24 protein-coding genes and 5 tRNA genes are annotated in these 26,322 nt (G+C 35.3%); 15 read left to right on the top strand and 14 right to left on the bottom strand.

Annotated features, from left to right (window positions below; genetic code table 11):
• Positions 1-151: 151 nt before the first annotated feature.
• Both AC5SLP_RS13475 and AC5SLP_RS13470 read left to right on the top strand, forming a co-directional pair.
• Complete coding sequence (locus AC5SLP_RS13475) at positions 152-1,078, top strand: helix-turn-helix transcriptional regulator (RefSeq protein WP_495255679.1); 927 nt, start codon at positions 152-154, stop codon at positions 1,076-1,078.
• 63 nt (positions 1,079-1,141) lie between these two features.
• A complete protein-coding gene (locus AC5SLP_RS13470) occupies positions 1,142-2,122 on the top strand; it encodes a hypothetical protein (protein ID WP_495255678.1) in 981 nt (326 codons plus the stop codon).
• A 15-nt stretch (positions 2,123-2,137) separates the two neighbouring features.
• Here the strand turns inward: AC5SLP_RS13470 and AC5SLP_RS13465 are convergent, their stop codons facing one another.
• A complete protein-coding gene (locus tag AC5SLP_RS13465; RefSeq protein WP_495255677.1) occupies positions 2,138-2,881 on the bottom strand; it encodes a hypothetical protein in 744 nt (247 codons plus the stop codon).
• A 698-nt stretch (positions 2,882-3,579) separates the two neighbouring features.
• Here AC5SLP_RS13465 and AC5SLP_RS13460 point away from each other — a divergent pair.
• Positions 3,580-3,912 (top strand): helix-turn-helix transcriptional regulator, encoded by a 333-nt coding sequence (locus tag AC5SLP_RS13460; RefSeq protein ID WP_495255676.1) that lies wholly within the window; start codon positions 3,580-3,582, stop codon positions 3,910-3,912.
• A gap of 35 nt (positions 3,913-3,947) precedes the next feature.
• Here AC5SLP_RS13460 and AC5SLP_RS13455 read toward each other — a convergent pair whose 3' ends face one another.
• Positions 3,948-4,178 carry a helix-turn-helix domain-containing protein gene (locus AC5SLP_RS13455; RefSeq protein WP_495255713.1) on the bottom strand — a complete coding sequence of 77 codons (231 nt, stop codon included), beginning with the start codon at positions 4,176-4,178 and terminating at the stop codon, positions 3,948-3,950.
• A gap of 144 nt (positions 4,179-4,322) precedes the next feature.
• On the opposite strand from AC5SLP_RS13455, the gene AC5SLP_RS13450 reads away from it, so the two are divergent.
• The 10 genes from AC5SLP_RS13450 (at position 4,323) to AC5SLP_RS13405 (ending at position 17,015) form a co-directional block, all read left to right on the top strand.
• A complete protein-coding gene (locus tag AC5SLP_RS13450) occupies positions 4,323-4,565 on the top strand; it encodes a hypothetical protein (protein ID WP_495255675.1) in 243 nt (80 codons plus the stop codon).
• A 21-nt stretch (positions 4,566-4,586) separates the two neighbouring features.
• Positions 4,587-4,898, top strand: coding sequence for a hypothetical protein (locus AC5SLP_RS13445; protein WP_495255674.1), 312 nt, complete (start codon positions 4,587-4,589; stop codon positions 4,896-4,898).
• Positions 4,898-5,824 carry a hypothetical protein gene (locus AC5SLP_RS13440; RefSeq protein WP_495255673.1) on the top strand — a complete coding sequence of 309 codons (927 nt, stop codon included), beginning with the start codon at positions 4,898-4,900 and terminating at the stop codon, positions 5,822-5,824. The genes AC5SLP_RS13445 and AC5SLP_RS13440 overlap by 1 nt, the downstream gene beginning before the upstream one ends.
• A 1,343-nt stretch (positions 5,825-7,167) precedes the next feature.
• Positions 7,168-7,803, top strand: a complete 636-nt coding sequence (locus tag AC5SLP_RS13435; RefSeq protein ID WP_495255672.1) for a recombinase family protein — start codon at positions 7,168-7,170, stop codon at positions 7,801-7,803.
• Positions 7,793-8,023: a hypothetical protein gene (locus AC5SLP_RS13430; protein ID WP_495255671.1), complete on the top strand. Its 231-nt coding sequence runs from the start codon at positions 7,793-7,795 to the stop codon at positions 8,021-8,023. Before AC5SLP_RS13435 ends, AC5SLP_RS13430 begins: the two co-directional genes overlap by 11 nt.
• A gap of 3 nt (positions 8,024-8,026) precedes the next feature.
• Complete coding sequence (hsdR, locus tag AC5SLP_RS13425; protein WP_495255670.1) at positions 8,027-10,408, top strand: EcoAI/FtnUII family type I restriction enzme subunit R; 2,382 nt, start codon at positions 8,027-8,029, stop codon at positions 10,406-10,408.
• 37 nt (positions 10,409-10,445) lie between these two features.
• Entirely contained in the window at positions 10,446-12,533 is a 2,088-nt protein-coding gene (locus AC5SLP_RS13420; protein ID WP_495255669.1) for a RecQ family ATP-dependent DNA helicase, read from the top strand.
• On the top strand, positions 12,533-13,669 hold the full coding sequence (locus AC5SLP_RS13415) for a DNA-processing protein DprA (protein WP_495255668.1): 1,137 nt from the start codon (positions 12,533-12,535) through the stop codon (positions 13,667-13,669). Before AC5SLP_RS13420 ends, AC5SLP_RS13415 begins: the two co-directional genes overlap by 1 nt.
• A gap of 23 nt (positions 13,670-13,692) precedes the next feature.
• Entirely contained in the window at positions 13,693-15,120 is a 1,428-nt protein-coding gene (locus AC5SLP_RS13410; protein WP_495255667.1) for an N-6 DNA methylase, read from the top strand.
• Positions 15,120-17,015 (top strand): restriction endonuclease subunit S, encoded by a 1,896-nt coding sequence (locus tag AC5SLP_RS13405; RefSeq protein ID WP_495255666.1) that lies wholly within the window; start codon positions 15,120-15,122, stop codon positions 17,013-17,015. The genes AC5SLP_RS13410 and AC5SLP_RS13405 overlap by 1 nt, the downstream gene beginning before the upstream one ends.
• Positions 17,016-17,056: 41 nt before the next feature.
• On the opposite strand, the gene AC5SLP_RS13400 is transcribed toward AC5SLP_RS13405, so the two are convergent.
• Entirely contained in the window at positions 17,057-17,770 is a 714-nt protein-coding gene (locus AC5SLP_RS13400; RefSeq protein WP_495255665.1) for a helix-turn-helix domain-containing protein, read from the bottom strand.
• A gap of 117 nt (positions 17,771-17,887) precedes the next feature.
• Between AC5SLP_RS13400 and AC5SLP_RS13395 the strand changes: the two genes are divergently transcribed.
• On the top strand, positions 17,888-18,637 hold the full coding sequence (locus tag AC5SLP_RS13395; protein ID WP_495255664.1) for a hypothetical protein: 750 nt from the start codon (positions 17,888-17,890) through the stop codon (positions 18,635-18,637).
• 153 nt (positions 18,638-18,790) lie between these two features.
• Complete coding sequence (locus AC5SLP_RS13390) at positions 18,791-19,822, top strand: tyrosine-type recombinase/integrase (protein ID WP_495255663.1); 1,032 nt, start codon at positions 18,791-18,793, stop codon at positions 19,820-19,822.
• A 3-nt stretch (positions 19,823-19,825) separates the two neighbouring features.
• On the opposite strand, the gene AC5SLP_RS13385 is transcribed toward AC5SLP_RS13390, so the two are convergent.
• The 11 genes from AC5SLP_RS13385 to AC5SLP_RS13335 all read right to left on the bottom strand — a co-directional run bounded on the left by AC5SLP_RS13385 (position 19,826) and on the right by AC5SLP_RS13335 (position 26,317).
• Positions 19,826-19,910: transfer RNA gene (locus tag AC5SLP_RS13385), tRNA-Leu, on the bottom strand.
• Positions 19,911-19,957: 47 nt separating this feature from the next.
• Positions 19,958-20,034 (bottom strand) — tRNA-Arg (locus AC5SLP_RS13380).
• Positions 20,035-20,050: 16 nt separating this feature from the next.
• A tRNA-Arg gene (locus AC5SLP_RS13375) sits at positions 20,051-20,127 on the bottom strand.
• A 19-nt stretch (positions 20,128-20,146) separates the two neighbouring features.
• Positions 20,147-20,223, bottom strand: a tRNA-His gene (locus tag AC5SLP_RS13370).
• A gap of 21 nt (positions 20,224-20,244) precedes the next feature.
• A tRNA-Pro gene (locus AC5SLP_RS13365) sits at positions 20,245-20,322 on the bottom strand.
• Between the two features lie 78 nt (positions 20,323-20,400).
• Entirely contained in the window at positions 20,401-21,192 is a 792-nt protein-coding gene (locus AC5SLP_RS13360; RefSeq protein WP_495255662.1) for a thiazole synthase, read from the bottom strand.
• Positions 21,192-21,773 (bottom strand): phosphoribosylglycinamide formyltransferase, encoded by a 582-nt coding sequence (gene purN / locus AC5SLP_RS13355; RefSeq protein ID WP_495255661.1) that lies wholly within the window; start codon positions 21,771-21,773, stop codon positions 21,192-21,194. The genes AC5SLP_RS13360 and purN overlap by 1 nt, the downstream gene beginning before the upstream one ends.
• On the bottom strand, positions 21,764-23,158 hold the full coding sequence (locus AC5SLP_RS13350; RefSeq protein ID WP_495255660.1) for an NAD(P)H-hydrate dehydratase: 1,395 nt from the start codon (positions 23,156-23,158) through the stop codon (positions 21,764-21,766). Before AC5SLP_RS13350 ends, purN begins: the two co-directional genes overlap by 10 nt.
• Before the next feature lie 8 nt (positions 23,159-23,166).
• A complete protein-coding gene (locus AC5SLP_RS13345; protein ID WP_495255659.1) occupies positions 23,167-24,708 on the bottom strand; it encodes a YifB family Mg chelatase-like AAA ATPase in 1,542 nt (513 codons plus the stop codon).
• A 2-nt stretch (positions 24,709-24,710) separates the two neighbouring features.
• The gene (gene def / locus AC5SLP_RS13340) at positions 24,711-25,226 is read right to left on the bottom strand and encodes a peptide deformylase (protein WP_495255658.1); all 516 of its coding nucleotides are present in this window, start codon (positions 25,224-25,226) and stop codon (positions 24,711-24,713) included.
• The gene (locus AC5SLP_RS13335) at positions 25,223-26,317 is read right to left on the bottom strand and encodes a GGDEF domain-containing protein (RefSeq protein WP_495255657.1); all 1,095 of its coding nucleotides are present in this window, start codon (positions 26,315-26,317) and stop codon (positions 25,223-25,225) included. Before AC5SLP_RS13335 ends, def begins: the two co-directional genes overlap by 4 nt.
• Positions 26,318-26,322 lie beyond the last annotated feature (5 nt).

Here is a 26,322-nt window from a genome sequence, read left to right as displayed (position 1 = left end):
TATTGTTAAAATTTACCGCAACGAGAATGATTTCATAGTATGCGGGATAGATATAAAATTTTAGCAAGAGACTAAGACAAATTTATGTCCATTTTTAAAAATATCATTACAATATTCATGTATAATCTAACAAATGTTGTAAAGGACATGTATGCCACAAGTCGAACGACCTACCAATAATTCCAAATGGGAACGTATCAACACTATTTATGAGCTTCTAAAGCAATCATGTGATGGGTTAAGTATTCAAGAACTCTCTAAACAAATGAACGTTAGTACGAAAACCATTCAGCGGGATCTCTATGAAGTTTTAGGGGAATATGGGGCAATTAAACAAGGGCGTCTGTGGAAGCTAGATGCAAAACGATCTGAAGACAATCTGAATTCTAATGAGCGCATTATTCTTGGTATTTTAGATGAAATGGCTAAAAATGCTGGTCATAGTTTTTACGGTAAGGCGCACTCTTTACTCAAGCAAGTTTCTCAACAACTAGAACATCCTATTTTTACAAATGTAGATAGTGAAACATTAGACGAAAATCACATTGCACTTTTCTCATCTTTGGAAAAAGCTATTAAATGTAAATACACGGTTAGTTTACAGTATAAAAAGCATACCTTTAATATTAAGCCTCTCAAATTAGTTTTTTTCGATGGCTTTTGGTATTTATTGGCATTGGATATTAATGATGATGATAAATTTAAAAAATTTCATCTCAAGTCCATTCGTACTTTAATACCCCAAAAAGATCTTTTTGAAATGGATACACTTTTAGAAGAACGCCTTGAAAAAGCGAATTCAATTTGGTTTGATTTAGATAACGAGTTTTTTGATGTGCATTTATTAATCGATAAAGAGATCATGACATACTTTGAGCGCAAACCTCTTAAAGGACAAAGTATTGTCGGAAAAGACTCCGACGGTTCTTGCGAAGTAGTGGTTTCAATTACGCATGAAATGGAAATAGTCCCTTTGATTTTTTGGTATATGCCGCATATAAAAGTGCTTGAACCGGAATGGATTGCCAAAATCGTCAAAGAACAGATACAAGCATATCTAAAAAGTATTTCAGCATAACCGTCATGGACATATTGTTGTCTACTTCAATCTTTATAATCCTTTGAAAAAGAAGGATAATGTATGAATACCTATAATTTTTGGATATCACAAGACATCATCATGAAGTATTTTAGAGATAATCCGCATATGCTGCCAAAAGCCTTACACACTATTGATACCTACAATTGGGATATGCTGCTTTTCTTTTTACATAAGCCCTATTGGGAACATATTGATTTTTTTTACTGGGATTATGTGGAATTTTTAGACGTTACATGTACGTATACGCTTGAAGAAGCATTGAACGTCTTGACGGGCTTATGCAATGATGAGCACGTTGTTTCCAAGATAAAAATATTGTACGCAAAAGCCCATATACCTTTTCGTACGAGATGGCTTCGCAACCAAACGACATTGGATATTTCCATTGGAATGATTCATCTGATACTTATATGCTTTAAAAATAACAGCTACGTGCAATCAGCTTTATTGGATACGTCGTTAATCACACGACATGTAGATATGGAACTTACCTATTGGCATCTATACGATATCTTAATGTTTTTCAAAAGACGGTATAGTGATGATGAGATCATCGCATTGTTTACGCCAACAGAAGATATCCCTTTTCCGGCACGAGATACCGTATTTTATACCATGGCAATGCTTTATGATGAACATAATGATGTTATCGAAGAACACTTTGTCAAAGAAGAGCTTAACATTTACAGTATTCATGGGACGTTTCATGAAATACTAGAACGCTATAAACCAGAAGCCTTGAATGATTTTTATCAAGAAAATACCGATCAGTATGAAGAAGAGGAAGAACGTGAACCGACTCAAAAAAAATCATTTTTTCACGTACTTTATGCGTGGATGAATCATACACATAGGATCGAACTCGATTCTTTTCAAAGTCACGTTAATCGACCTGCCTCCAAAGAGCAGTTGTATCGAAATATCATTGATTTCGGGGATAGGAGTAGTATGCTTTTCCCTAGCCTTCGATATATTTTTACGTCTTATTTACGCTCTATACTCAAAAAATGGATGACATAATAGTCCAAAAAATACCTAAAGTTCTTGGGTAGAGATTGAGATAATATTGGCTATTTGTTGTTTTAAATAATCAAGGATTTCTTTTCCGTACGTATTGGCATTACGATTAAGATACATAGGATGATAGGTTCTAAAGGCAATACCGTTGAAGTTTTCAAACCCTCGAAAATATTTTAGATCCAATCGACAACATTTCCATTCATCGACACTTAATGCATCAATCTTTTTATAAAGCTTTCGATAATCGCCCTCTTGTTTGATAATCGGATCGATGAAGAGCTTATCATAGACGTGTCCGGTAAAAAAAAGAACAATTTTAGGCTGAATGATCTCGATCTCTTTGGCTAAAATGCCTTTGTGAAACGCGATAATTTCGTTGCGTTGTTCATCACTAGCTTTGGAGATATTTTTAGTTTTGCTATTATCTCCTAAATCGAATTTAAACATATTATTAAAGACGGGAACCATTTCATTCGAACCCATGACATATTTAGCATATGCAAAATACAATCGATTATGCTCTTTATAGTCGTCATGATAGTCTTTATAGACTTTCATTTGCCCTTGAACGCCAATTCGTTTAAACGTTTGCCAATCGTAAAACCATTCATTCGTCTCTTGCCCGACAATCATTACGTTTGAATTTTGGTTTTGAACGTCTAAGCTCATTAAATAGGGAGAAGATACGCGTGTAATCACATCACTTTTATAAAATTTTTCTTCATAAAACACTTCTAAGCGTTGTTGTTTTGTACGCATTCTTTTGCATCCTTTTTGTGATTATAAGCTTACCGTAACATCAAAGACTTACGCTATATCAAAAATACTATACCCCGTTAAAAAGACACTATATTGTCTTGTTTTCAAGCTAAAATTATATTAGAAATGAAGTATAATTTACTTGATGCGATGAATGAAAGGAAAATTGGTATGGGATATATTTGTCAATGTTGCGGACATAAAAGTGCAGGAGCAAGCAGTGGTAGCTGTGCGTCATCTCCCGGTAAATATCATATTTATATAAATGAAAATTCCAACGGTTATTTGTGTCAATATTGTGGGCATACCAGTATAAGTGCGAGTTCTGGGTCATGCACATATAGTCCACATAAAAAGCACATCTATATCGGAAAACATACTGGTAGTTATAAATGTAAATTTTGTGGATATTCAAGCTTAAGTGCTAGTCAGGGAGCTTGTGCGAAAAGCCCTCATGGAAGACATGAATATATTTAAATTGTTGGGTCAAAATTAATAAAATGAAATAATATAAATCTTTTGCCAAACATAATTTCAGCAAAAGGCAACTTTATAAAAGAAATATATAATTAAAAAATACTATTTGATGAAAGAAGAGAGGGGAAATTCATCATTCCCCTCCTTGACAGAGTTACAAAAGATTTGGGTGATCTTTTGATGTGAGATCTCATTTTATAACTTCAATGAAGGATTGTCAAATGAATGTAGCTCTTGAAAACCTTGAACTCTTACCCCAGATTTTAGAGAAACTCACATTGATGGAAAGAAACATGGAAAATTTTCATTTAAAACGATGGATGAATGTTAAAGAATTGAGCCATTATTTAGGTTATTCTGAAGATCATATTTATAAGCTCAAAGAAGATGTTTTTTGTGAAAGCATCCATTTTTTCAAAAGAGGCAAGCTCTTTTTTGATCGAATCGAAATTGATAAATGGGTCACTAATGGTAGCAATAATGATAAAAGTGTTTTTGTTAAAAAGCGGATGAATGAAATTTTAGATTCCGTTATTGGAAAAACAAAGCGATAACTTTTATAAATAGCGATGGAAGCTCTTTAGTAGTTTTATTTCTTTATTTGAGGTATCAAATCCTTCACCTCTAACCCAAACTCAAAAGCAATTTTGTAGAGATGTTCAAGGTTATAACTGACATCATGTTTGCGTGTTTCAATCTTTGCCACATAGTTCGGTGATTTATGACCAAGAATTTGTGCAAGTGCTAATTGACTAATCCCACGTTTTATTCTCTCATTTTTGACATTCTCGACAATCTGATCCATAAAACGCTCAATCATTTTTTCCAAAATCAATCACCTTTGTTAAACACCTATAAGTTGATGAAATAGTAGTGATTAACGAGGTTTACAACAAACACTTATAAGTGTTTAATAAGCCTTTTTTCGGTATTCTTTAACTATAAATATAAGCAAGGATTGATGATGAAAAAGATGGTTTTAGTGTTGTTAATCTTAGTAGGTTTTTTAGATGCGGCAGAAGTGACAAAAAGTGTAACCACCTGTTCGTTCAGTCGAAAGAAGTTAGCAGCTTTTGCGGATATTAAAATGACATGTTCGGGTGATTATAAAGATGATGCGACAACCCAAGAGCTCTATGCTAAAGGTTGGAGATTGATTAATTCTTATATCCACAGTGGTGAAGCCTATCTTGTGTTTGAAAAATAATAGCGTATAAAGGAGTCTAAGATGTTGTCGATGATTGTTGATTATCTTTTTTTACTGATTGCAAAAATATTAATCGTTGCCTTTTTTATAGGACTTGGAGCACTTGTTATTTTTCTAGCCTATTGGGGATTTATTGATTATGCGACAGCTATCAGAAAAACACAATCTATCTTGATGGGTGATGTGATGATGTTTTTTTCTCTTCTTTTGCTCGTTGGATGTATGTTTCATTCTCCTGACACAAGTAGTGTTTCATCAAGAAAAAAATTCAATACCAATAAATATCTCGATAGAGTCTTTTTTGAACATGATAGTGGAAGTAGGATGTTTTAATGAAACAGATACTTTTCCTTTTATCAAGCATTCTTACACTATCTTTTTTTAACGGATGCGCCACAACCTCACAACCAAATAGTGCATTACAACAAGCCACTTCATTAAAAGAGTATATTGCTTTGAAACGAGGCGGTGAAACACTCAGTTATGCCGTTGTCGCAGAAAAAGAGAATCAAACCCTTATTGAATACCGCACGTATGATGAAGCAATGAATATCGCAGATGCTAGAGCGATGATGGATGTCTTAGATGATGCCAAAGGGTATTGTGAACTCATTGGTGGTCTTAGTATCTATGGTGATCAAGCCATAAAAGAGATTAATACCCATCCAACAGCACTCAGTCTTGATTATGTGAACTATAAAAGCACTATGCAAAAACAAGGATTAGGAAAGTATGAAGGTTTCTACCAATGCCGCCCTCCAAAAGACGGCTTTGCAATAACCTTTATGAAAGATCATGTGGAAGTACGTCAAAGTGCAATTTTGGGAAATCAGCGTGATTTAAAAGAGACCTATTCACGCTTTTATATGATTCAACACGATCACACACAAAGCCTTGGAGTAAAAACATGGCTAAAAAGCACAAAATACGCCCAATTTTTAACGAACTACACTTCGTTCGAGGAAATACTCGGATTGGAGAAAAATAGCTCTATTTTGCCTTGGAGATACGAACGTATCCTTGGAGCCCATAAATATTGCACCTATTACGGTGGAGAATTTTATATTTCCAATGCTTTTACACAATCTCAACCAATGAACATGGATGATTATCTCTTTACTCGTATTAATGCAATGAGTCCAACAACCATCAATATTTTTATGAACCAAGATACGTTTATTTGTAAAAACAAAGATGCAAAAAAAGCTTTTCGTTTGATACACAGTGATAAACAATTAGAATTCCAACAAGGGAAATAATTTTCCCCTTGAGTGTTTTAGAACAATTTGTTCTATAATTTCAAATGATTAAAGTAAAAAAACTTGAAAGGATAACCATGACACTTTTTAATATCATCATCGGCACATTAGCTTTTATCACAGCCGCTTTAGCGATTGCAAAGCTTAGATATGAACTTGGTTATTCTAAATACAGTCCCTACCACAAAAAAGCGTAAACAAACAGAGGCGGAAAAGTTTCTGCTTCTGCCTCTCTAAAAACACCCTCAAAAATTTTCCTACAACACTATTCACTATCGTTCATATATATACCGTTTTCATGACAAAAAGTTATACGAGTTACAATATTATTTTCACCTCTGTAAGAGGTATATTATACTTTTGTGACAGAATTTGTTTTGTCGTGACACACAATATATATGGTCATTTCGTGACAAAATTATTGGAAAAATATTTCAAGCATTACAAGTGATCCTAATTTTGGCCTTTATACACTTTATAGATAGATTACTCTTTTATTCGGAAAGAAAGTTTCTGTACATGACTATTCACTATCGTTCATATATAAGCTGGTTTTGTAACAAAAAATAGAATTTTTCATATTGCTTTTTTACCTCTATAAGAGGTATAGGCTATTTTTGTAACAAAACTTTTTTTATCGTAACGCACTATATATATCATTTTTGTAACAAAAGATTTAAATAGGAAGAGGTGATTTTGAGGTTTAAATATATAGTATGATTGATTCGCAATATAACTCTAAAAATGAATTTTATACAGCACTATTCACTAGTCGTTCATAATATCCCCATTTTATTCCCAAAAAAGCTAAATTTCACAAAATCACACTTAACCTCTTTAGAGGTATATGGGCATTATATTCCCAAAATATACATTACCTATGTTCGACTATATATCTATGACTATTTTATTCCCAAAAAAAATCGTTAGCCACTATTCACTATCGTTCATATATAGAGCCTTTTCGTTACTCAAAAGCTACAAAATTTCTCTGATTTATACTACCTCTTTAGAGGTATAGGCTATTTTCGTTACTCATGAAAAAAAATCGTTACTCGCTTATATATATGCCGTTTTCGTTAAGCATAATATAAAAACCTAGTATCGAAATATATTTTTCAAGATAGAACGTATATATTACTTTTCGATGTCCTTTATAATCTCGTTAGATTTTTGTTTATCATTTCTCAATTTTCCCCCTTTGCACCCATTATGCTATTAAAATTTTTTACTTTATATTGTTCATTTAGTTAGTTTGTATATTTACGTTAAATAGTATATATAAAAAGTAAATATTTGAGATATTTTTTAGTATAATAACTAAAAGAGGTAAAAGGCTAAAAATGGCTCATGCAATAGGTTATATTCGTGTCAGTACAGACAAGCAAGATTTCCAAAACCAACACCATACTATTCTTGCGTATACTAATCAAAAAAGCTTAGGTAAAGTCTCATTTGTTGAAGTCAAAATCAGCAGCAAAAAGAGTGAAGAAGATCGAAAGATTGATGAACTATTAGCAACCCTACAACCCCATGATCATTTAATCGTATCAGAGTTAAGCAGGATTGGTCGTAGCGTTGTCAATGTCGTCACGATTGTGAATCAGCTCATTGCAAAGAAAGTCAATATTCATATCATCAAAGAACATCTTTTGATCGAACCGGATACACAAAACCCTTTTACTGATTTTCAAATCAATATCTTCTCCTCCTTTGCCCAATTAGAGAGGGATCTGATTAGCCAACGTACCAAAGAGGCTTTGCAAGCTCGCAAAGCGAAAGGAATCAAGCTTGGCAAGCCAAAAGGCACAATTCAGGAGAGTATCTACGATAAAGATCAATCCAAAATTAAAGAGCTTTATGACTTAGGTGTCTCTCTTACCAATATTTCTAAAAAGCATTTGGGATATGGCACTATAAAAAGTTTGAGCGAATATGTCAAAAATAAGCTAAATAGGAAAAGAACCCATGAGCAATGATCAAGCCTTAACTGTCATATCCGATGAATTTAGAAATTCTTATGATTTTTATGAAGATTACGATAATATGGTCATTCATAAAACTTCCAGAAAAATTTTCAAACTCAATTTTGTTCACGGTATGGCACAACTTGTTCCTGTATCCAATGAAACAGCTATCAACAAAATAGAGTCTGGTATGCAATCATTTGTTGAAATGTTAAAGAAACAAGGGTTCTAGAAGATGTCAAAACGAGATCTGAGCGAAAGAGATATTTGTACAAAATATATAACTCCAGCGTTGATAGAGTCTGGTTGGAATCTACACTCTCAATTTAGAGAGGAAGTAACCTTTTTTACAGACGGTCGCATTTCTGTTTACGGTAAAATAGTACGAAGAGGTGAGCAAAAGAGAGCGGATTACATCCTTTACTATAAACCAAACATTCCTATAGCTATTATTGAAGCAAAAGACAATAAACATAGTATTGGTGATGGTATGCAGCAAGGTTTGAGTTATGCTGAGATTTTAGATATACCTTTCGTGTATAGTACAAATGGCGATGGATTTTTAGAACATGATCCAACATTGACTCATGGAGTACTTGAAAAAAACATTTCACTCAACCAGTTCCCCTCTCCTGATGAACTTTGGCAACGATACAAAAAATACAAAGGTATTGAGGAAAATGAAGCTGAAAAAATAGCACTTTCCCCTTACTATATTGACGACCCAAAAAGGGAACCAAGGTATTACCAGAAAAATGCTATCAATAGAACTATAGAAGCTATTGCAAAAGGCCAGAAAAAAATCTTGCTCGTGATGGCAACAGGTACAGGAAAAACATACACCGCATTTCAGATTATATATAGACTCTATAAATCAAGAAAAGCTAAAAGAATTCTGTTTTTAGCGGATAGAAATATATTAGTAGATCAAACCAAAATAGGTGATTTTAAACATTTTGGTGACAAGATGACCAAAATTACAAACAGAATAATCGATAAATCTTTTGAAATTTACCTTTCACTCTATCAGGCTATTACAGGCAACGATAAAGAAAAAAAGATATTTAGAGAGTTTAGCCGTGATTTTTTTGATCTTATTGTCATTGATGAGGCACACAGAGGAAGTGCAGCAGAAGATAGCCAATGGCGAGAAATACTGGAGTATTTTAACAGTGCCGTTCAAATTGGGCTTACTGCAACTCCCAAAGAGACGAAATATGTGAGTAATATCTCATATTTTGGTGAACCAGTTTACACTTACTCTCTTAAGCAAGGTATAGATGATGGTTTTTTAGCTCCATACAAAGTGATCCGATTATCCCTAGATAAGGATGTTGAGGGGTGGCGGCCATATAATGGTCAAACAGATGATAATGGTGATGCTATAGAAGATAGAGAATATAATACAAAAGATTTTGATAGAAACCTTATCCTTACTCAAAGAACAAACCTTGTAGCAAAAAAAGTAACCGAATACCTAAACGAGAATGACCCATATATGAAAACCATCATCTTCTGTGTAGATATAGACCATGCAGAAAGGATGCGACAAGCCCTTGTAAACGCCAACCCTACTATGGCAAAAGAGAGCCGAAAGTATGTGATGCGTATAACAGGAGACAATGATGAGGGAAAAAAAGAGCTAGACAATTTCATAGATCCAGAATCCACATACCCAGTAATTGCAACGACTTCAAAGCTTATGACGACAGGAGTGGATGCTCAAACAACAGGGCTAATCGTATTAGATAGCAATATTGGTTCAATGACAGAGTTTAAACAAATCATAGGTCGCGGTACTAGGATAAACGAGACTTACGGGAAACTCTACTTTACGATTATGGATTTTAGAAATGTGACGAGGCTTTTTGCGGATCCCGACTTTGATGGAGATCCAGTGCAAATCTATGAGCCAAAAGAGAATGAGCCTATTACTCCGCCAGACGAAGGGATGCCAGAAGAGTTAAGTGAAACGGTCAATGAACCAAGTAAACCATACGGCGAAACTACTGATGTATCTATTATAGATAGTAAAAATGGGACTCTAAAATCTACTCGTCATGTTGTAAGTGGTGTAAAAGTAAAAGTTTTAAATAAAAGAGTACAGTATATTGGGGCAGACGGTAAACTAATTACAGAGTCACTCGTAGATTACAGCCGCAAAAATATCAAAAATAGATATGCAAGCTTAGATGAGTTTTTACAAGAATGGAGTGTGGCAGAACAAAAAGAAGCGATCATTAAAGCTTTAAGTGAACAAGGTGTATTTTTTGATGAGCTTCAGGGTGAAGTAGGTAAAGAAGGAATTGATCCATTTGATCTTATATGTCATATAGCTTTTGATAGACCAGCTTTGACTCGAGCAGAACGTGCAGGAAAATTAAAACAAAACAGTTATTTTAGTAAATACTCGGATAAAGCAAAAGCAGTCATCAACGCTCTCTTAGACAAATATACGGAATCTGGCATAGAGAGCATCGAAGATATTGCAGTATTGAAAGTTCCGCCTTTTAATGAGTACGGCACGATGACAGAACTTACAAAACTTTTTGGTAGTGGAAGATCTGGCTATCAGGCCCTCATCAAAGAGATAGAACAACATTTATATGCTTTTTAATAAGAATAATTATGGTTAATGAGAGAAGGAATATGAGATGTTAACTAGAGAAAAAGCACAACAATATTTACAAGACTCCCTCCAAAATCAAAAGGCTGATTTTAGAGAAGATCAATATGAAGCTATTGATACAGTTGTAAACCAAAGAAAAAAAGTTCTTGTTGTGCAAAAGACTGGTTGGGGTAAAAGTAGTGTATATTTTATTTCAACCAAGTTTTTAAGAGAGCAAGGAAGTGGACTGACAATCATTATTTCTCCTTTGTTAGCATTAATGAGAAACCAAATAGATTCAGCTAAAAAACTTGGGTTGAATGTTGTGACAATTAATTCATCAAATACAGATGATTGGGATTTGATAAAAGCTCAAATTTTAAAAAATGAAGTTGATGCTCTTCTTGTTTCTCCAGAAAGATTGGCAAATGAAAACTTTATGCAAGCAATATTGGAACCAATTTCTGGAAGTATTGGATTATTTGTAATTGATGAAGCACATTGTATTAGTGATTGGGGGCATGATTTTAGACCTGATTATAAAAGGATTACAAATATATTAAAGCAAATGCCAGCAAACACACCTATTTTAGCAACAACTGCAACAGCTAATGATAGAGTGATCAAAGATATTGAAGATCAAATAGTTGGACTCGTCACAATTAGAGGAAATCTCAAACGAGAAAGTCTTTTTTTACACAATATTAGACTCCCCGAACCATCTCATAGACTAGCGTGGCTTCTTGAACATTTACCATCATTTGAAGGATCCGGAATTGTATATGTTTTAACACAAAGAGATGCCAAAGTAGTTGCACAATGGCTTAATCAAAATGGAATTACTGCAAGTGCTTATTTTAGTGGGGTTGAGCATGATGATTTTGAAAGCGGTGACGATTATAGAATATTTTTAGAGAATCAACTTATAAATAATGAGATAAAAGTTTTGGTTGCTACGTCAGCTCTTGGAATGGGATTTGATAAGAGTGATTTAGGTTTTGTAATTCATTATCAAGCACCAGGGTCAATTATAAGTTATTATCAACAAGTCGGTCGTGCAGGACGCGGGATAGATGCAGCTTATGGTGTTTTGCTCAGTGGACATGAAGATGATGATATTCATGAATTTTTTAGAGGATCATCTTTCCCAAAAGAAGAAAATATCACTTTAGTATTAGACCATTTAGATACTAGCAATGGATTATCAATAATAGAGTTACAAAAAGAACTCAATTTAACTCAAGGGGAAGTTGAAAAAACATTAAAATATCTTAATGTAGAAACACCTTCTCCCGTAATAAAAATTGGTTCAAAATGGCATAGAACACCAAATAAATATGTGCACGATAGAGAAAAGATAGAAGCTATTTTAGCTATTAGACAATCTGAATGGGATGAAATGCAAAGGTATTTAGATACTGATGAGTGTTTAATGGTGTTTTTGCAAAATGCTTTAAATGACCCAAATCCAAAAATATGCGAGAAGTGTGCTAATTGTTTAACAGCTTTGAGTGGTGAATTTTCTCATGACAATGGCTTGAAAGCCGCAGATTTCTTGAAAAAGAGTGACATAGTTTTTAATCCTAAAAAACAGGTAAAACTTGATGCACTAAGCGAATATGGTATTAGGGGTAATATTAAAACGGAGTTAAGAGCAGAAGAAGGAAGAATTTTGTCAAGATGGGAAGATGCGGGATGGGGAAGAATTGTTGCAAAGGATAAACATCAAGGAGAATTTTCGGATCAATTAGTAGATGCATTTGTAGCAATGATACAAAAATGGAACCCTGTTCCTGCACCACAATGGGTTACATGTATTCCTTCGCTAAATCACACAACTTTAGTTCCAAATTTTGCAAACAGAGTGGCAAAAAGTCTAAATTTACCGTTTGTGGAAGCAGTAAAAAAGATAAAACAAAATCAAGCTCAAAAAATGATGAATAATTCTTATTATCAAGCGAAAAATCTTGATGGAGTATTTGAAGTGAATGATAATATACCAAATGAACCTGTCTTATTGATAGATGATGTAATTGATTCAGGTTGGACTGTAACTGTTGTGTCAGCTCTTTTAAAACAAAAGGGAAGTGGTGAGGTGTATCCAGCATCGCTTGCTACAACTGGGAAAATGTAATGAATGATTTAAGTTTAAATTCACAAGCAATTATTCTATTAACTGCTTATTTTAATAAAGGGGATAAACCTCTTACAATAACAGAGTATTCAGAGTTTGCGACATGGCTTCTTCAAAATAATATGAAACCATCAGATCTTTTAGAATTAAATGTTCAAGAAGTTTTACAAGATTGGATCCATTCAAAAATATCAAAAGAGAGAATATTGTCTTTACTTGGAAGAGGAAATGCAATGGCAATCTCTCTTCAAAAATGGCAAAATTGTGGAATTTGGATTCTTACTAGAGCAGATCCTGAGTATCCAATAAGATTAAAAAAGCGCTTAGGTCAAAAAGCTCCTCCAATATTGTATGGTGCAGGAAATAAAAAAATATTAAATACAAAAAGTGTTGCAATTATTGGTTCAAGAGATGCGTCATCAGCAGATTTAGATTTCACATTTAATCTAGGCGAGAAACTTGCCTTATCAGGATATAGTGTTGTATCGGGAGCAGCAAGAGGTATTGATGAGTCTTCAATGCTAGGTTCAATAAATGCAGATGGTACAACTATTGGGGTGGTTGCAGATGATTTAATGCAAAAAGTATTATCTAAAAAATATAGAGAAGCAATACGAAATGACAATTTAGTATTAATTAGTCCATATTATCCAGATGCAAGATTTAATGCTGGTAATGCAATGGGGCGAAATAAATATATTTATGTTTTGGCGGAGTCTTCAATAGTAATTCATTCAGGATTGAAAGGTGGTACATGGGAAGGTGCAAAAGAGAATTTGAAAAATGGTTGGGTAAGTCTTTTTGTAAAAAAAAGTAATGATGCTGATGCAGGAAATCATAAACTTCTTGAAATGGGTGGTTTGGAATTAGAAAATTTAGACACATTGGATTATTTATTTACTGTAAATCAAGGTATTAAAAAAACTACAATAATTCCAAAAGAAGCACTAAATAAAAGAATTTTAGAACTAATATTTTTAGAAAAACTAACAGTGAAAGAGATTGCAGAAAAACTTGAAGAAACTGAAAATATAGTTAAAAAAATTATTGATGATCTACTAAAGTCTGGAGATATTGAAAAACATCCAAACAGACCTTTACGTTTTAGCAAATCCACAAAATTACCCGGACTATAAAAATCACAAGGAACAAATAAATTATGGCAGATATTTCAAATATTGTAAAATCAATTCAAAACATTATGAGAACAGATACAGGTGTTGATGGAGATGCTCAAAGAATATCGCAATTGGTATGGATGCTTTTTTTAAAAGTTTTTGATGCAAAAGAGGAAGAATTTGAATTAGAAAATGAAAATTATAAATCTCCAATCCTCGAAAAACTTAGATGGAGAAGCTGGGCTTCAAATGATGAAGGACTGACGGGTGAAGAGCTTATGCTTTTTATCAACAATGAACTTTTCCCTACACTCAAAGAGCTTGATATTGCAACATCAAATGCTTATGCTCCACTCGTTAAGGGCATGTTTGCAGATGCCTACAATTACATGAAGTCAGGGACACTTCTAAGACAAGTGGTAAATAAACTCGAAGAAATAAAGTTTGATAACCTTTCAGACAGACATCTTTTTAATGATATGTATGAGCAGATACTAAAAGACCTTCAAAGTGCAGGGAATGCAGGTGAATACTATACTCCAAGAGCTGTAACAGAGTTTATAGTGCAGATGGTTGATCCAAAGTTAGGCGAAAAAGTATTTGATCCAGCATGTGGAACGGGAGGCTTTCTTATAAGCACTATCAACCATATTATGAAAAGTGATGTAAAAACGGCAGAAGATAAAAAGACATTGGAGCAGACGATCCAAGGGATCGAGAAAAAACAACTTCCTTACATGCTATGTCTTACAAACCTCATACTTCACGACATAGAAACGCCAAATATTAGACATGATAACTCATTATCATACCCCCTAAAAGACATTACTCCTAGTAAGAGAGTAGACTGTATCGTGGCAAACCCACCTTTTGGAGGGACGGAAGAGCAAGGCATAGAAAATAACTTCCCTGCAACTTACCGTACAAGAGAGACGGCAGACTTGTTTTTACTACTTTTTATACAGATGCTAAAACCAAGAGGAAGAGCTGGAATAGTCCTGCCAGACGGTACACTATTTGGTGATGGCGTAACGGCTAGGATAAAAGAGAAACTCCTTGAAGAGTGTAACCTACACACTATAGTAAGACTTCCAAACGGGATATTTGCTCCATATACGGACATCAACACAAATCTGCTTTTCTTTACAAAAGGCGAGCCTACAAAAGAGATATGGTACTACGAACAACCACTTCCACAAGGGTATAAAAAATACACCAAAACAAAACCTGTAAAACTGCAAGACTTTGATGAGCTAAAAAGCTGGTGGAACGATAGAGCTGAAAACGAACAGGCTTGGAAAGTCGATATAGATACTATCAAAGCAAATAATTTTAATCTTGATGTGAAAAATCCTCATAAGGGTGAAGAAGAGGAAATATTTTCAACAGCAGAGATTATTGAAAAACTACATAATTCATTTACTGAATGCGATAAATTACTTTCTTCATTAAAAAGTGAGATCTTGTAATGGGTAATTTAAAGCCTATAAAAGAGCTTTTTGATTTTGAAAAAGGGCAGTTACAAAGTAGTAAGAACACAGAGGGGGATTATACCTTTATAACTGCCGCTGAAGAATGGAAAACACATGAAAGTTTTACACACGATTGTGAAGCTCTTATTTTTGCAGCCGCAGCATCAGGTTCATTGGGAAGAACGCATTATTATAAGGGTAAATTTATAGCAAGTGATCTATGTTTTGTATTAACACCAAAGGACAAGTATAAAGATCTTATTGATCTAAAGTTTTATCACACCATATTTAATGACTTAAAAGAAGATATAGTTAAAAAGACTTCTACAGGAACATCAAAAGTTTCAATTAATCGAACAAATTTTGGTGCATATGAAATTCCATTTTTTGATAAAGAACACCAAGAAACTGTACGAAATAAGCTTGAAAATGTCAATCCAATTAAAACGAAGCTATCAAGTGAACTCCAAACACAATTAGGGCTAATAAATAAACTTAGAAGCTCAATACTCAGCGATGCGGTAAGCGGTAAGCTCGTTCCACAAGATCCAAATGATGAAAGTGCAGAGGTTTTACTGGAAAAGATAAAAGCAGAAAAAGAGAAGCTCATTAAAGAGGGAAAAATAAAAAAACAAAAACCTCTACCGCCAATAAATGAAGATGAAATACCTTATGAACTTCCAGATGGCTGGGTATGGTGTAGAGTAGGAGAAATTTTAAATGCATTTTTAGGAGGCTACGCATATAAAAGTACAAGCTTTAAAACAGAAGGTAAAAATCAAGTTTTAAGACTAGGAAATATTCGACCTAATTTCATCAGATTAAATGAAAAAGCAGTGTTTATTGATGATAAATTGGCTTTAGCATCTGCTGACTCTAAGCTTCAAGAGGGTGATATTTTGATAACTATGACTGGAACGAGAGGAAAAAGAGATTATTGTTATACAGTTAAATTAGAAAATAAACACTTTTTAAAAAATGATTTATTTTTAAATCAAAGAGTTGGCTGTTTTAGATTTAGTAAAAATCTTAATAGTGATTTTTTAAATTTGGCATTAAAAGACGATCAACTGTTAGATCAAGTATATAGTACAGCAACTGGTTCTGCAAATCAAGCAAATATTGGTGCAACTGCACTAAAAAACTGGATTGTACCTCTTCCACCACTAGAAGAACAAAAACGAATAGTTGAAAAAGTAGAAAAACTTATGGCTACATGCGATGCACTGGAACTTGAAGTACAAAATAGCAAAATAGAAACAGAAAAACTAATGCAAAGCGTACTTAAAGAAGCGTTTTCAGCTTTAGATACTTCAAACGATCAGTCAAAGGCTTCAAAAGCTTTTCAAAGAAGTGTTTTAGCAGCATATTTAGTTGATAATAGCCTTGAAGACAAACATTTCGGTCACGTGAAACTACAAAAAATGCTTTTTATGTGTGAAGTTGCAAATAATTTAGACTTTGACTCACATTATAAACGACATGCTATGGGGCCATACGATCCAAAGCTTTTGAGATCTGTTGATCTTCAACTCAAAAGAAACAAATGGTTTGAGTGTGAAAAAATGGATGGTGATAAGGGAAGGTATATTTATTCACCTTTAGAAAAATGTGATGAGTATAAAAAATATTTGAACAGGTACTTTAAGTTTGAAAATATCGAGAAAATGTTTTCTCTTATGAAACCGATGACAACGCTTCAAGCAGAAATAGTGGCTACTCTTTATAGTGTGTATAAAGATTTAAAATCTATGCAACAAAAAATTTCAAGTCAAATCTTAATAAATGAAGCTAGAAATAATTGGCATGATAGAAAAAAGACTATTGAAGTAGAAAAATGGGAAAGAGCTATTGAATGGATGAAAGAGAAACAATTAATATCTTATGAGTAGCAAGTTCTCAAAAATATTTATTTTATAAGAACTTGCGTTAATTATTTTTCAAACAATAGCCTAAATTTATTAAATATATTGATATCTTTTTTAAGCTCTTCAATTGCTTCTGGAATATTGAGAAGTAAAATGTAGCAATCTAAGTCGTTAAGTTCTTTAGAAACCCATTCGACAAGATTGCTCTTATCTTTTTCAGAAATAGCAAACATTGAAAACTCAAACTCTTTGAGTGTTTGAATGAAATATATTTTTGCATTATCTTTTGTGCATGATAGACTTACAGGTTCTAAGAATTTTAAAAATTTTATTAACACTACATCCATACGCTCACCTTTCCCATGCCAAGATTCCAGAGCAATGGAAAATACATCTTGACCTTTGATACTTTTGATTTTTGGAAGGACAAGATGCAATGCATTTTGGTTTTCGGCAAAAGAAGTGAGTATTGAAATTAATTCATCGGTTTTCTCGTTTTTTTTTGCAATTTCTGTTGCGTAAAGATATGCATTATACAAGTTATTATCAAAAGAAATTTTTTCAATAGGTGTTCCAATGTCATAGAAAAACCATTGTGGATTAATGTGAAATTCACTAATTAATCTATATATAAAATTTACGTCTGCTGAGCGGCTACCTTTTTCATAATTTGATATTGCAACTTGAGATACACCTAATTTGTCAGCGAAGTCTGACTGCTTTAATCCAGAAAGCTTCCTAATTTCCAAAATTTTTTTAGAAAAATCAAATTTTTCCATAATTTCCCCTTGACAATAAATAACAAATGTTTTAAAATAAAACAATCGATATATAAATTAAGATATTATAACATTTATTATTTTATATATCAATATAGAATTACTATGGAGTATTACATGCACAAGACAAACATATCTTTTATTCCTTTTTCTACCGAGTTACTTTCATGGGCGATTGAAAAAGACCGTAGATATCATTCTGGCGATAAGCTTAATCAAGGTATTGAATCGTATACAAGTGCACTGCATGATCTTGGCTTTTATTTCAAGAAAATAGCTATAGGGGAATTACGTCAAAATTCTCAAACGGTTTCTGCTTGGGCGCGCCTGTGGGGATGGGATTATCGTAAAGCACTTCGCTTCATAACTATAGTATTGCGAGATTTATTTAACCTCAATGTTGCATTAAAAAAAGCAAAAGCTTTACGAGAGCAGCTAGAAAAATCTTTTGCTAAACAGCAAGCAAAAATGTGTGCATATATGCGTAAAATAAGAAGCTCTTTGCAAACTGATGCGCGAAATGAGGCTGAATATTATGAAACAGAAGATGAAAGACTTTTTCTTGATGCGATGGCAGCATTGGCTAAGACAAATCCATTGTATTATCGTACAAAAATAAAACAGCAGCTCAAGAATAAAGATGAGGGAACAATTTTAAATTTTAAAAATTGGTTAGAAAAAAATCGACAAAAAATGATTTTATCGACAACTATAGTTGATATTCATTTGATATTAAAAACTAAGCTAATTATGGGATTGAAGGTAATTCAATATTATCAAAAAGACAAAAATACCTACCATCTAATATTTGAAAATTATTTTGAAAATAATATGACGATTGAGCAAATTCTTGAGAATGCAAAATGATTTCAGAAAAATTACTATCTATGCAGCTTGGAATTGATTTGAAAAGAGAGCGATTAAAAGGTATCTTTAAACTAGGTGAACATTATTTTAAGTTCAGTGACCGTAAAATTGTTTATGATGAAGATGCCGTTTTCCGTTTAATAAGGGAGCGAAATGGCAAGTATTTATGTGAAAAACAATGTGATTTGGGTGAGTTTATATCAAAATGGGCAAAGGGTGAGAAAGTCCACAAAACTTCCCGATACACGAGAGAACAGAAAGCGAGTTGAGCGAGATCTAATACCAAAGCTTGAGAAAAGTGATTTTACTCCTAAGAAAACAGTAGCATATTATTATGAACGAATGATGAGGCAAAAAGATCTCAAAGGTAGTTCTATTCGTCGATATGGTAGCATATTTGAAAATCACATTCAGCAATTCGGGGATCGAGAGATTGATAGTTTCAAAGTATCTGAACTTAAAGAGTGGATGAGTAAATCATTAAGCCCTAAAAGCTTACGATTAAATGCTACAGTCTTTAGGCAGATATTCGATGAAGCATTGTATGATGAGGCAATAGACAAAAATCCTTTTGAGCACATCAAGCCACCTAAACTAAATAAGTTTGAGCCACAACCTTTTAATAGTGAAGAGGTTGAATTGTTGATAAATAATGCAACAGGATGGTTTAAAAATTTACTTGCTGTACTTTTTATGACGGGCATGAGAATAGGTGAGGCGATAGCATTAGAGTGGGAAGATATAGATGATTGCTTTATTAAAGTGTCTAAGACTTTAGCACAAGGTGAAGTAAGCAGTACAAAAACAGACAATATTAGGGATATCCCAATATTTGATGATTTACGCCCATATTTATATGCTCAAAGGCTAGAAACAGGGCTTAAAAATAGGGTTTTTGTTGGGTTAAATGATCCTGCAAACTTGCAAAAACGTTGGCATGCCTTATTAAAGAAATGCGAAATGCCTCATAGGATTTTATATCAAGCAAGGCATACGTTCGCTATAAATGCGTTGGACAGTGGTTTATTTAAAACAACACAGATTGCCAAGATGTTAGGGCATAGCTCAGTGCAAATGCTTTTTACAAAGTATGCTAAGTTTATCAAGTCTGAGATTGATATAATTCCAAGGGATTTTTCGGTTTTAGGCACTAAAAAAGACACCAAAGTGGTTAAAACATTGTAGTAGTGGTGCGGATAAAGAGACTCGAACTCCCATGCCTCTCGGCACCAGATCCTAAGTCTGGCGTGTCTACCAATTTCACCATATCCGCACACAACAGTAGTAAATTTTGCGAAGCAAAGGCTTCGTCTTTAAGGGTGGTACGCCCTACACGATTCGAACGTGTGACCTACGCCTTAGAAGGGCGTTGCTCTATCCAGCTGAGCTAAGAGCGCATCTTCTCGGTTTAGGTGGTGCGCTCGAAAGGAGTCGAACCTACAACCTACGGATCCGAAGTCCGTTGCTCTATCCAATTGAGCTACGAGCGCATAAAACCGCTCTAAACAATGGGGTGGGCGATGGGGATCGAACCCACGACCCTCAGAACCACAACCTGATGCTCTAACCGACTGAGCTACGCCCACCATCATTTTAATATTTTAACATGGTCGGGGCGAAAGGATTCGAACCTTCGACCCCCTGGTCCCAAACCAGGTGCGCTGACCAGACTGCGCTACGCCCCGACATTTAAAAAAACTTAGTTGGTCTTTTTAAGGCTGAAATTCTAGCCAAATTCCAGCCTTTTGTCAAGGAATTATTTTTTAAGCTTTAGGACTAAACTCAATAAGACCTTCTGTGGGTGAACTAGCCGTTGCAAAAGGTTTTTTAGCGATACGTCCTGCAAGAAAACTTGCACGTCCTGCAAGCACAGCATACTTCATTGCTTCTGCCATTAATATAGGGTTCTTCGCTTGTGCGATAGCGGTGTTGGTGAGTACTCCATCTGCGCCTATTTCCATTGCAATGGCGGCATCACTGGCACATCCAATGCCTGCATCGACAATCACAGGAATCTTCACCGCTTCTTTGATGAAAAGCACATTGTAACGGTTTTGAATACCAAGACCACTGCCGATAGGTGAAGCCAAAGGCATCACAGCGGCACTTCCAGCGTTTTCTAAGCGTTTTGCCATGATAGGATCGTCATTGGTGTACGTCATAATGGTAAAGCCATCTTTGGCTAAAACTTCACAGGCTTTAAGGGTTTCCATAACATCAGGATAGAGTGTTTTTGCTGTATCACCGATGACTTCGAGTTTAATCAAATCAAGCCCTGTGGCTTCTCTGACCATGCGAAAAAGGGTAATGGCATCTTCTGCAGTAGTACAGCCTGCAGAGTTTGGAAGAAGCTTGATGTCTGTACCTTTGAAGTAATCCATCAAGTTTTCTTCGTTGGGATTGGTAATATTAACACGGCGAACTGCGACAGTAATGAGTTTTGAGCCACTGGCTAAAGTTGCATCCTTTGTGGTTTGAAAGTCAGGGTATTTACCACTACCGACAATCAATCTGCTTGTAAATTCGACGTTGCCTACTTTGAGAATGTCATTCATCATTGGTTCCTATTCAATAAATTTTTTACAGTTTCTGGTAAAAGTTCATGTTCTAGCCTATGAATTTTATCTTCAAATGCTTCTAAACTCATACCTTCTTCTTTTTCAAAACAGCGTTGTGCGATGATTTCACCGCCATCGAGCTCTTCGCTGACATAGTGAACACTGATGCCAGCAACTTTCATCGGAGAATCAAAGCTCTCCTTTATAGCATTGCCACCCTTAAAAAGAGGAAGCAAAGAGGGGTGTAAATTAATGGCTTTAACATGCTTCGTAAAGTACGGTGTCAAAAAGCGCATAAAGCCTGCAAGGACGGTTAATTCTGCTCCACTTTGACGAATGGCCTTTACAAGTGCTTCATCAAAGGCTTCGCGCGTCTCATAATAGGTATGATCAATCACAATGGGTTCTATACCATAACTTCGTGATTTTTCAATCCCTGTTGCATAAGGGCGATTGCAAATCGTTGCGGCGACTTCGATGCGACAATGTTCAAACGTTTGTTGATGAAGTTTTTCAAGTAGTTTTTCGAGATTGCTTCCCGCACCACTAAACAAAATAGCGATTTTCTTTATAACCATTTAAGACCTTTGCAAATATCAATCGGAGTGAGTGCGAAATTATTACATGTAAATTTACGTGCGACCAACGCATGCGCCAAAGAAGCTTGAATGGCAGCATCTTTTAGCGTATAGCCTTGCGCGATGAGTGCGCCAATCATACCTGAGAGCACATCGCCACTTCCACCTTTAGCAAGCGCTTGTGTTCCCCAAGGGTTGATGTAAAGCTCACCTTGATGGGCGATAATCGTATTAGCCCCTTTGAGCAATAACACAAGATGTGGAAATGTTTGTGAAAACGTTTTTGCATAATAAAAACGTTTTTCTTGAATCTTCTCTGCGGAGATTTGCTCATTACATGTAATCTTTAAAATTGAACTAAATTCTTTAGGATGTGGTGTCAGCACTAATGGTTTCTTAGAGTCAATGAGCGCTTTCATTAAAGGATGGTGCGATAAAGAAGCATCAATGACTAAAGGAAGGGTATGTGAAAGCAAGATTTCTTTCATACTGTCCTCATTAAATGTTTCCAAACCCATGCCAGCGACAATGACAGATGTGTTTGTTGGTAGCGCGTTCGCATGCATAAGATACGCAGGTAATTTTTTTGGCTTTTCGCCTATAAGACTTACAAGACCTGCACCAAAACGAAATGCCCCTTGTGATGCTAAAAGAGCAGCGCCTTCTTTGTTTCCACAGACAACGGCAACATGACCAAAAGTACCTTTATTGGCATTTTTATGGGTACGAATTGGCAGTTTAAGATCACGTTTTTGTAAGACAAATAGAGAACTAGGCAGTTCGTATAATGTTCGTGAAATACCAAGATTTGCAACATGAATTTTCCCGACCACATCTTTAGCATAATCATGAAGCAGTGCTATTTTCATCGCTCCCATCGTGATGGTTTCATCCGCGCGGAACACCACAGATGTTAAAACACCAGAGGGCATAAGTCCGCTGGGGACATCGCATGCAATTTTATACCCTTTTTTTGCATTGAGCGTTTCAATAATCGCACAACTTTGCGCATTTAAAGGACGATTCAAGCCTGATCCAAAGAGGGCATCAATATACATGTTGGCATCGATAATCTCATGAACGATGGGCACGCCTGCTTTTTGCGCACGTTCCTTTTGTTGTAGGGCTAAAGCTGATGTGAGCTCAAACGGGAGATAAAGCGATACATCATACGCTCCATGCATCATCCTAGCCGCAGCAATGCCATCGGCGCCATTATTGCCGGCGCCACAAACAAAAAGTATTTTATCTTTACATGTAATTCTTTTTTTGATGGCACGGACAAGCGCAAGTGCGGCATGTTCCATTAAAATTTCTGGCGTTAAACTAAAGTGTTCGTAACAACGATTATCAAGACTTTGCGTCTCTTCATACACGTAATGCATCTTTTCTCCTAACGCTTGCGAAAACTCAAAGCTTCCAGCAGATGCTCAGAGCTAATCGTGTGTGCTGAAGCAAGATCAGCGATGGTTCTTGCGATGCGCAATGTTTTATGAATGCTTCTTTGGCTCAGTCCCAGCCTGTTTCGTGCCCTATCTAAGTCGGCGTGTGCTTTGTCATCGAGCAAGCAAAATTGCATCGTCTCTTTTTCGTTGAGCTTGCCATTGAACTCACTTTGAGCACGTTCTTTTTGCATATGAAATGCGCGTAAAACGTGTTCAAACATTTGGGAAGAGCTAAGCCCTTGCTCTTTTGAACTCTCTTCACTCATTTGAATGTATAAATCAATTCTGTCCATGATAGGTTCGGAAATGCGATTTTTATAGCGGTTGATTTCGACTTCGCTGCAACGGCATTCATGGGTTTTACTTAAAAGGTTGCCACAAGGGCAAGGATTTTGTGCGGCAGCAAAAAGAAATTTGGTTGGATAACACACTTTGCTATTGACACGTGAAATAAGAACACGATGATCTTCTAACGGTTCTCTTAAACTCTCTAAAACCGTCTTTGAAAAATTGGGAAATTCGTCAAAAAATAAAATTCCATGGTGAGCCAAAGCAATTTCACCGGCTTGACTTTGGTGACTGCCTCCACCAAAGATGGATGGACGACTGGACGTATGATGGGGCGAGCGAAAAGGGCGAAGGGGCGAGAGTGCGACATCTTCTTCTTGCAAGGATTGATAGGCATTTGATTCTAAAACCTCTTCCATACTCAGTGGTGGCAAAATATAACGCAACCTTTTAATGCTCATGCTCTTACCGCATCCAGGGCTTCCTTCCATCAAAAGATTATGCATACCAGAAGCCGCAATCACCATAGCTCTTTTGGAACGATGTTGCCCTAATACATCCGCAAAATCCAATGGGAAATGGGTATTGTAAAAGTAAGATTTGCCGCCAATTTCAAGGGTGTGATCATAAAAAGGCTGCTGTGTAATAATGTCGTTTTCTGGGGCTAAATAGTGTTTTTCTTTGAAAAAAAGAAGTGCTTCTTGCAGTGTCTCAACCCCGTAAGCTTTAATATGCGGAATGTGACGAATTTTTGACAGTAACTCTTTGGGGACGAGAACACAAAGATTTTCGATGGATGCAGCCAAAGAAAGGATAATAGGAAAAATAGTATTGGTTTTTTTGATTTTTCCATCCAATCCCAATTCACCAAAAATAAAAAAATCATTACATGTAAAACGTTCTTTTTGCATTGCAATCAGTAGAGCAATGACTAAATCAAAATGGCTCCCCTCTTTTTTAAGGTCGGAAGGCGAAAGATTGATAGTGATTTTTTGAGCGGGAAATTGAAAGTTAATGCTTGAGAGAGCCGATTTAATTCTCTCGCGTGACTCTTGGATGGCTTGGTCAGCCATCCCGACAATACTAAATCCTGGCAACGCCCTGACAAGGGTTGCTTCAACATCAACTTGGGAAGCTTTATTGCTGTATAAAGTAGCGCACTTGGCATGCTTTACTTTAGAGATGGCAAGGGCTTCTTCCATGATTATTTCCCTGCTTTTTGCTTTTTTTTCCACTCTTTTTCGAATTTTTTACGTTTTAAATAAGAAAGTTTTTCGATGAAAAGATGCCCTTTAAGATGGTCCATTTCATGTTGAACGGCAATGGCCATTAAATCTCTAAATTCTTCTTCATGTTGTGTTCCATGACGGTCAAAATAGCTGACTTTAATATGCGAAGCACGCTCAACTTCATCGTAATACCCAGGGACGCTTAAACAACCTTCTTGGTAAACACACAACCCATCTTTTTCAGTAATGTGCGGGTTGATGATTTCGTAAAGGTTTTCTTTTTTTTGCATGCCTTCATCATCCACAAGGTTGATGATAAGGATATTGAGTGGAACCCCGACTTGAATGGCTGCTAAACCAATGCCTTCTTTAAAAACCATGGTTTCATACATGTTATCTAAAAGGGTATGAAGTGATGCATCAAAAACAGTAACTTCTTTTGATTTTTCACGTAAAAGCTTATTGGGATAAACTAATACTTCTTGGATCATTGTTCCTCACTTGCAATGGATGGTGTACAAACAATATACGGAACAAAACGTTTACCTGTATGTGGTAATCCCTCTAACGTTGAAGCTATAAACTCTTCAGCACTGTGATCAGGATCGAGCGCTGTAATAGAAAGCTCTATATCGGTATCTACTTCATCGGTACCTACGAAAAAGCTGGTTTGATAGACAAGGTCACTGATACGATCACACGCTTTTTTTGCACCTGTCATATCGGTGTGTTTTAAAATCATCGCAAAAACACCATCGCCAAAATGAGCCACAATATCGCTACGTCTTGATGTTTTGAGCAAAAGCTTCGCAATATTGCGTACAATGGTGTCTCTGTCTTTTTTATTGGCAATAGAGTCTAAAACACTGTCCTTAACGCGAGCAAGCACCAATGAGGTTGGATGTGCATAGTTTTTAATGAGTTTGAGTTCATCCTCAAGTGATTTAAAAAGGTAACGTCGGTTGTAAACACCGTATTTGATGTCAAAAATAGATTGGTTATCGACTTCTTGTAAAATCGTTGTTGTTTTTTGATAATAATCTTTTAAAAGATCAATTTGTTTGGTAGTAAGCTCTAACATTTTGTTCAAATCTGTCGTAAAAGAGGCAATGATATTTTGCATTGTAAGAGCCGTTGGATTTGTATCGAGCTGATCTGTACGTTTTTTAACAATATCTTGCATGACATTTAGGTTTCGGTACACCGTAGAGACAACTTGCATAATATTTTTTATTTGAGCAAATCCCTCTTTGACCTCACGCTCAATGCGTGCATGGTTTTCATCATTGTTGGTGCCTTCTAATTCTAAAAATTCATTAATGCGCTTTTTAAAAGCAGTAGGCTTACTCTCTAAGAGTTTGTCGAAATAAATTTGAAAATTGGTCGGTGTAGGAGGAATATTTTCATCTCCTAACACCTTTAAAACTTGAGCAGCAAACTTTTCGAGTTCCGCATTGGATGCCTGCGGTACAATAGGTTCTTTCGTTGGAAGCGAAGGTGGTGGTGTTGCAACTATAGCATCCTCTTTAGCATCGATATTATAAACACCTGTTTTACCTTTTTCTTTATTGAACCGAACCATTGTTT

This window comes from Sulfurospirillum sp. E15m (genome assembly GCF_059415145.1).
The sequence above is the reverse complement of the archived record's forward strand: the minus strand, read 5'-3'. Positions and strand labels throughout refer to the sequence as shown.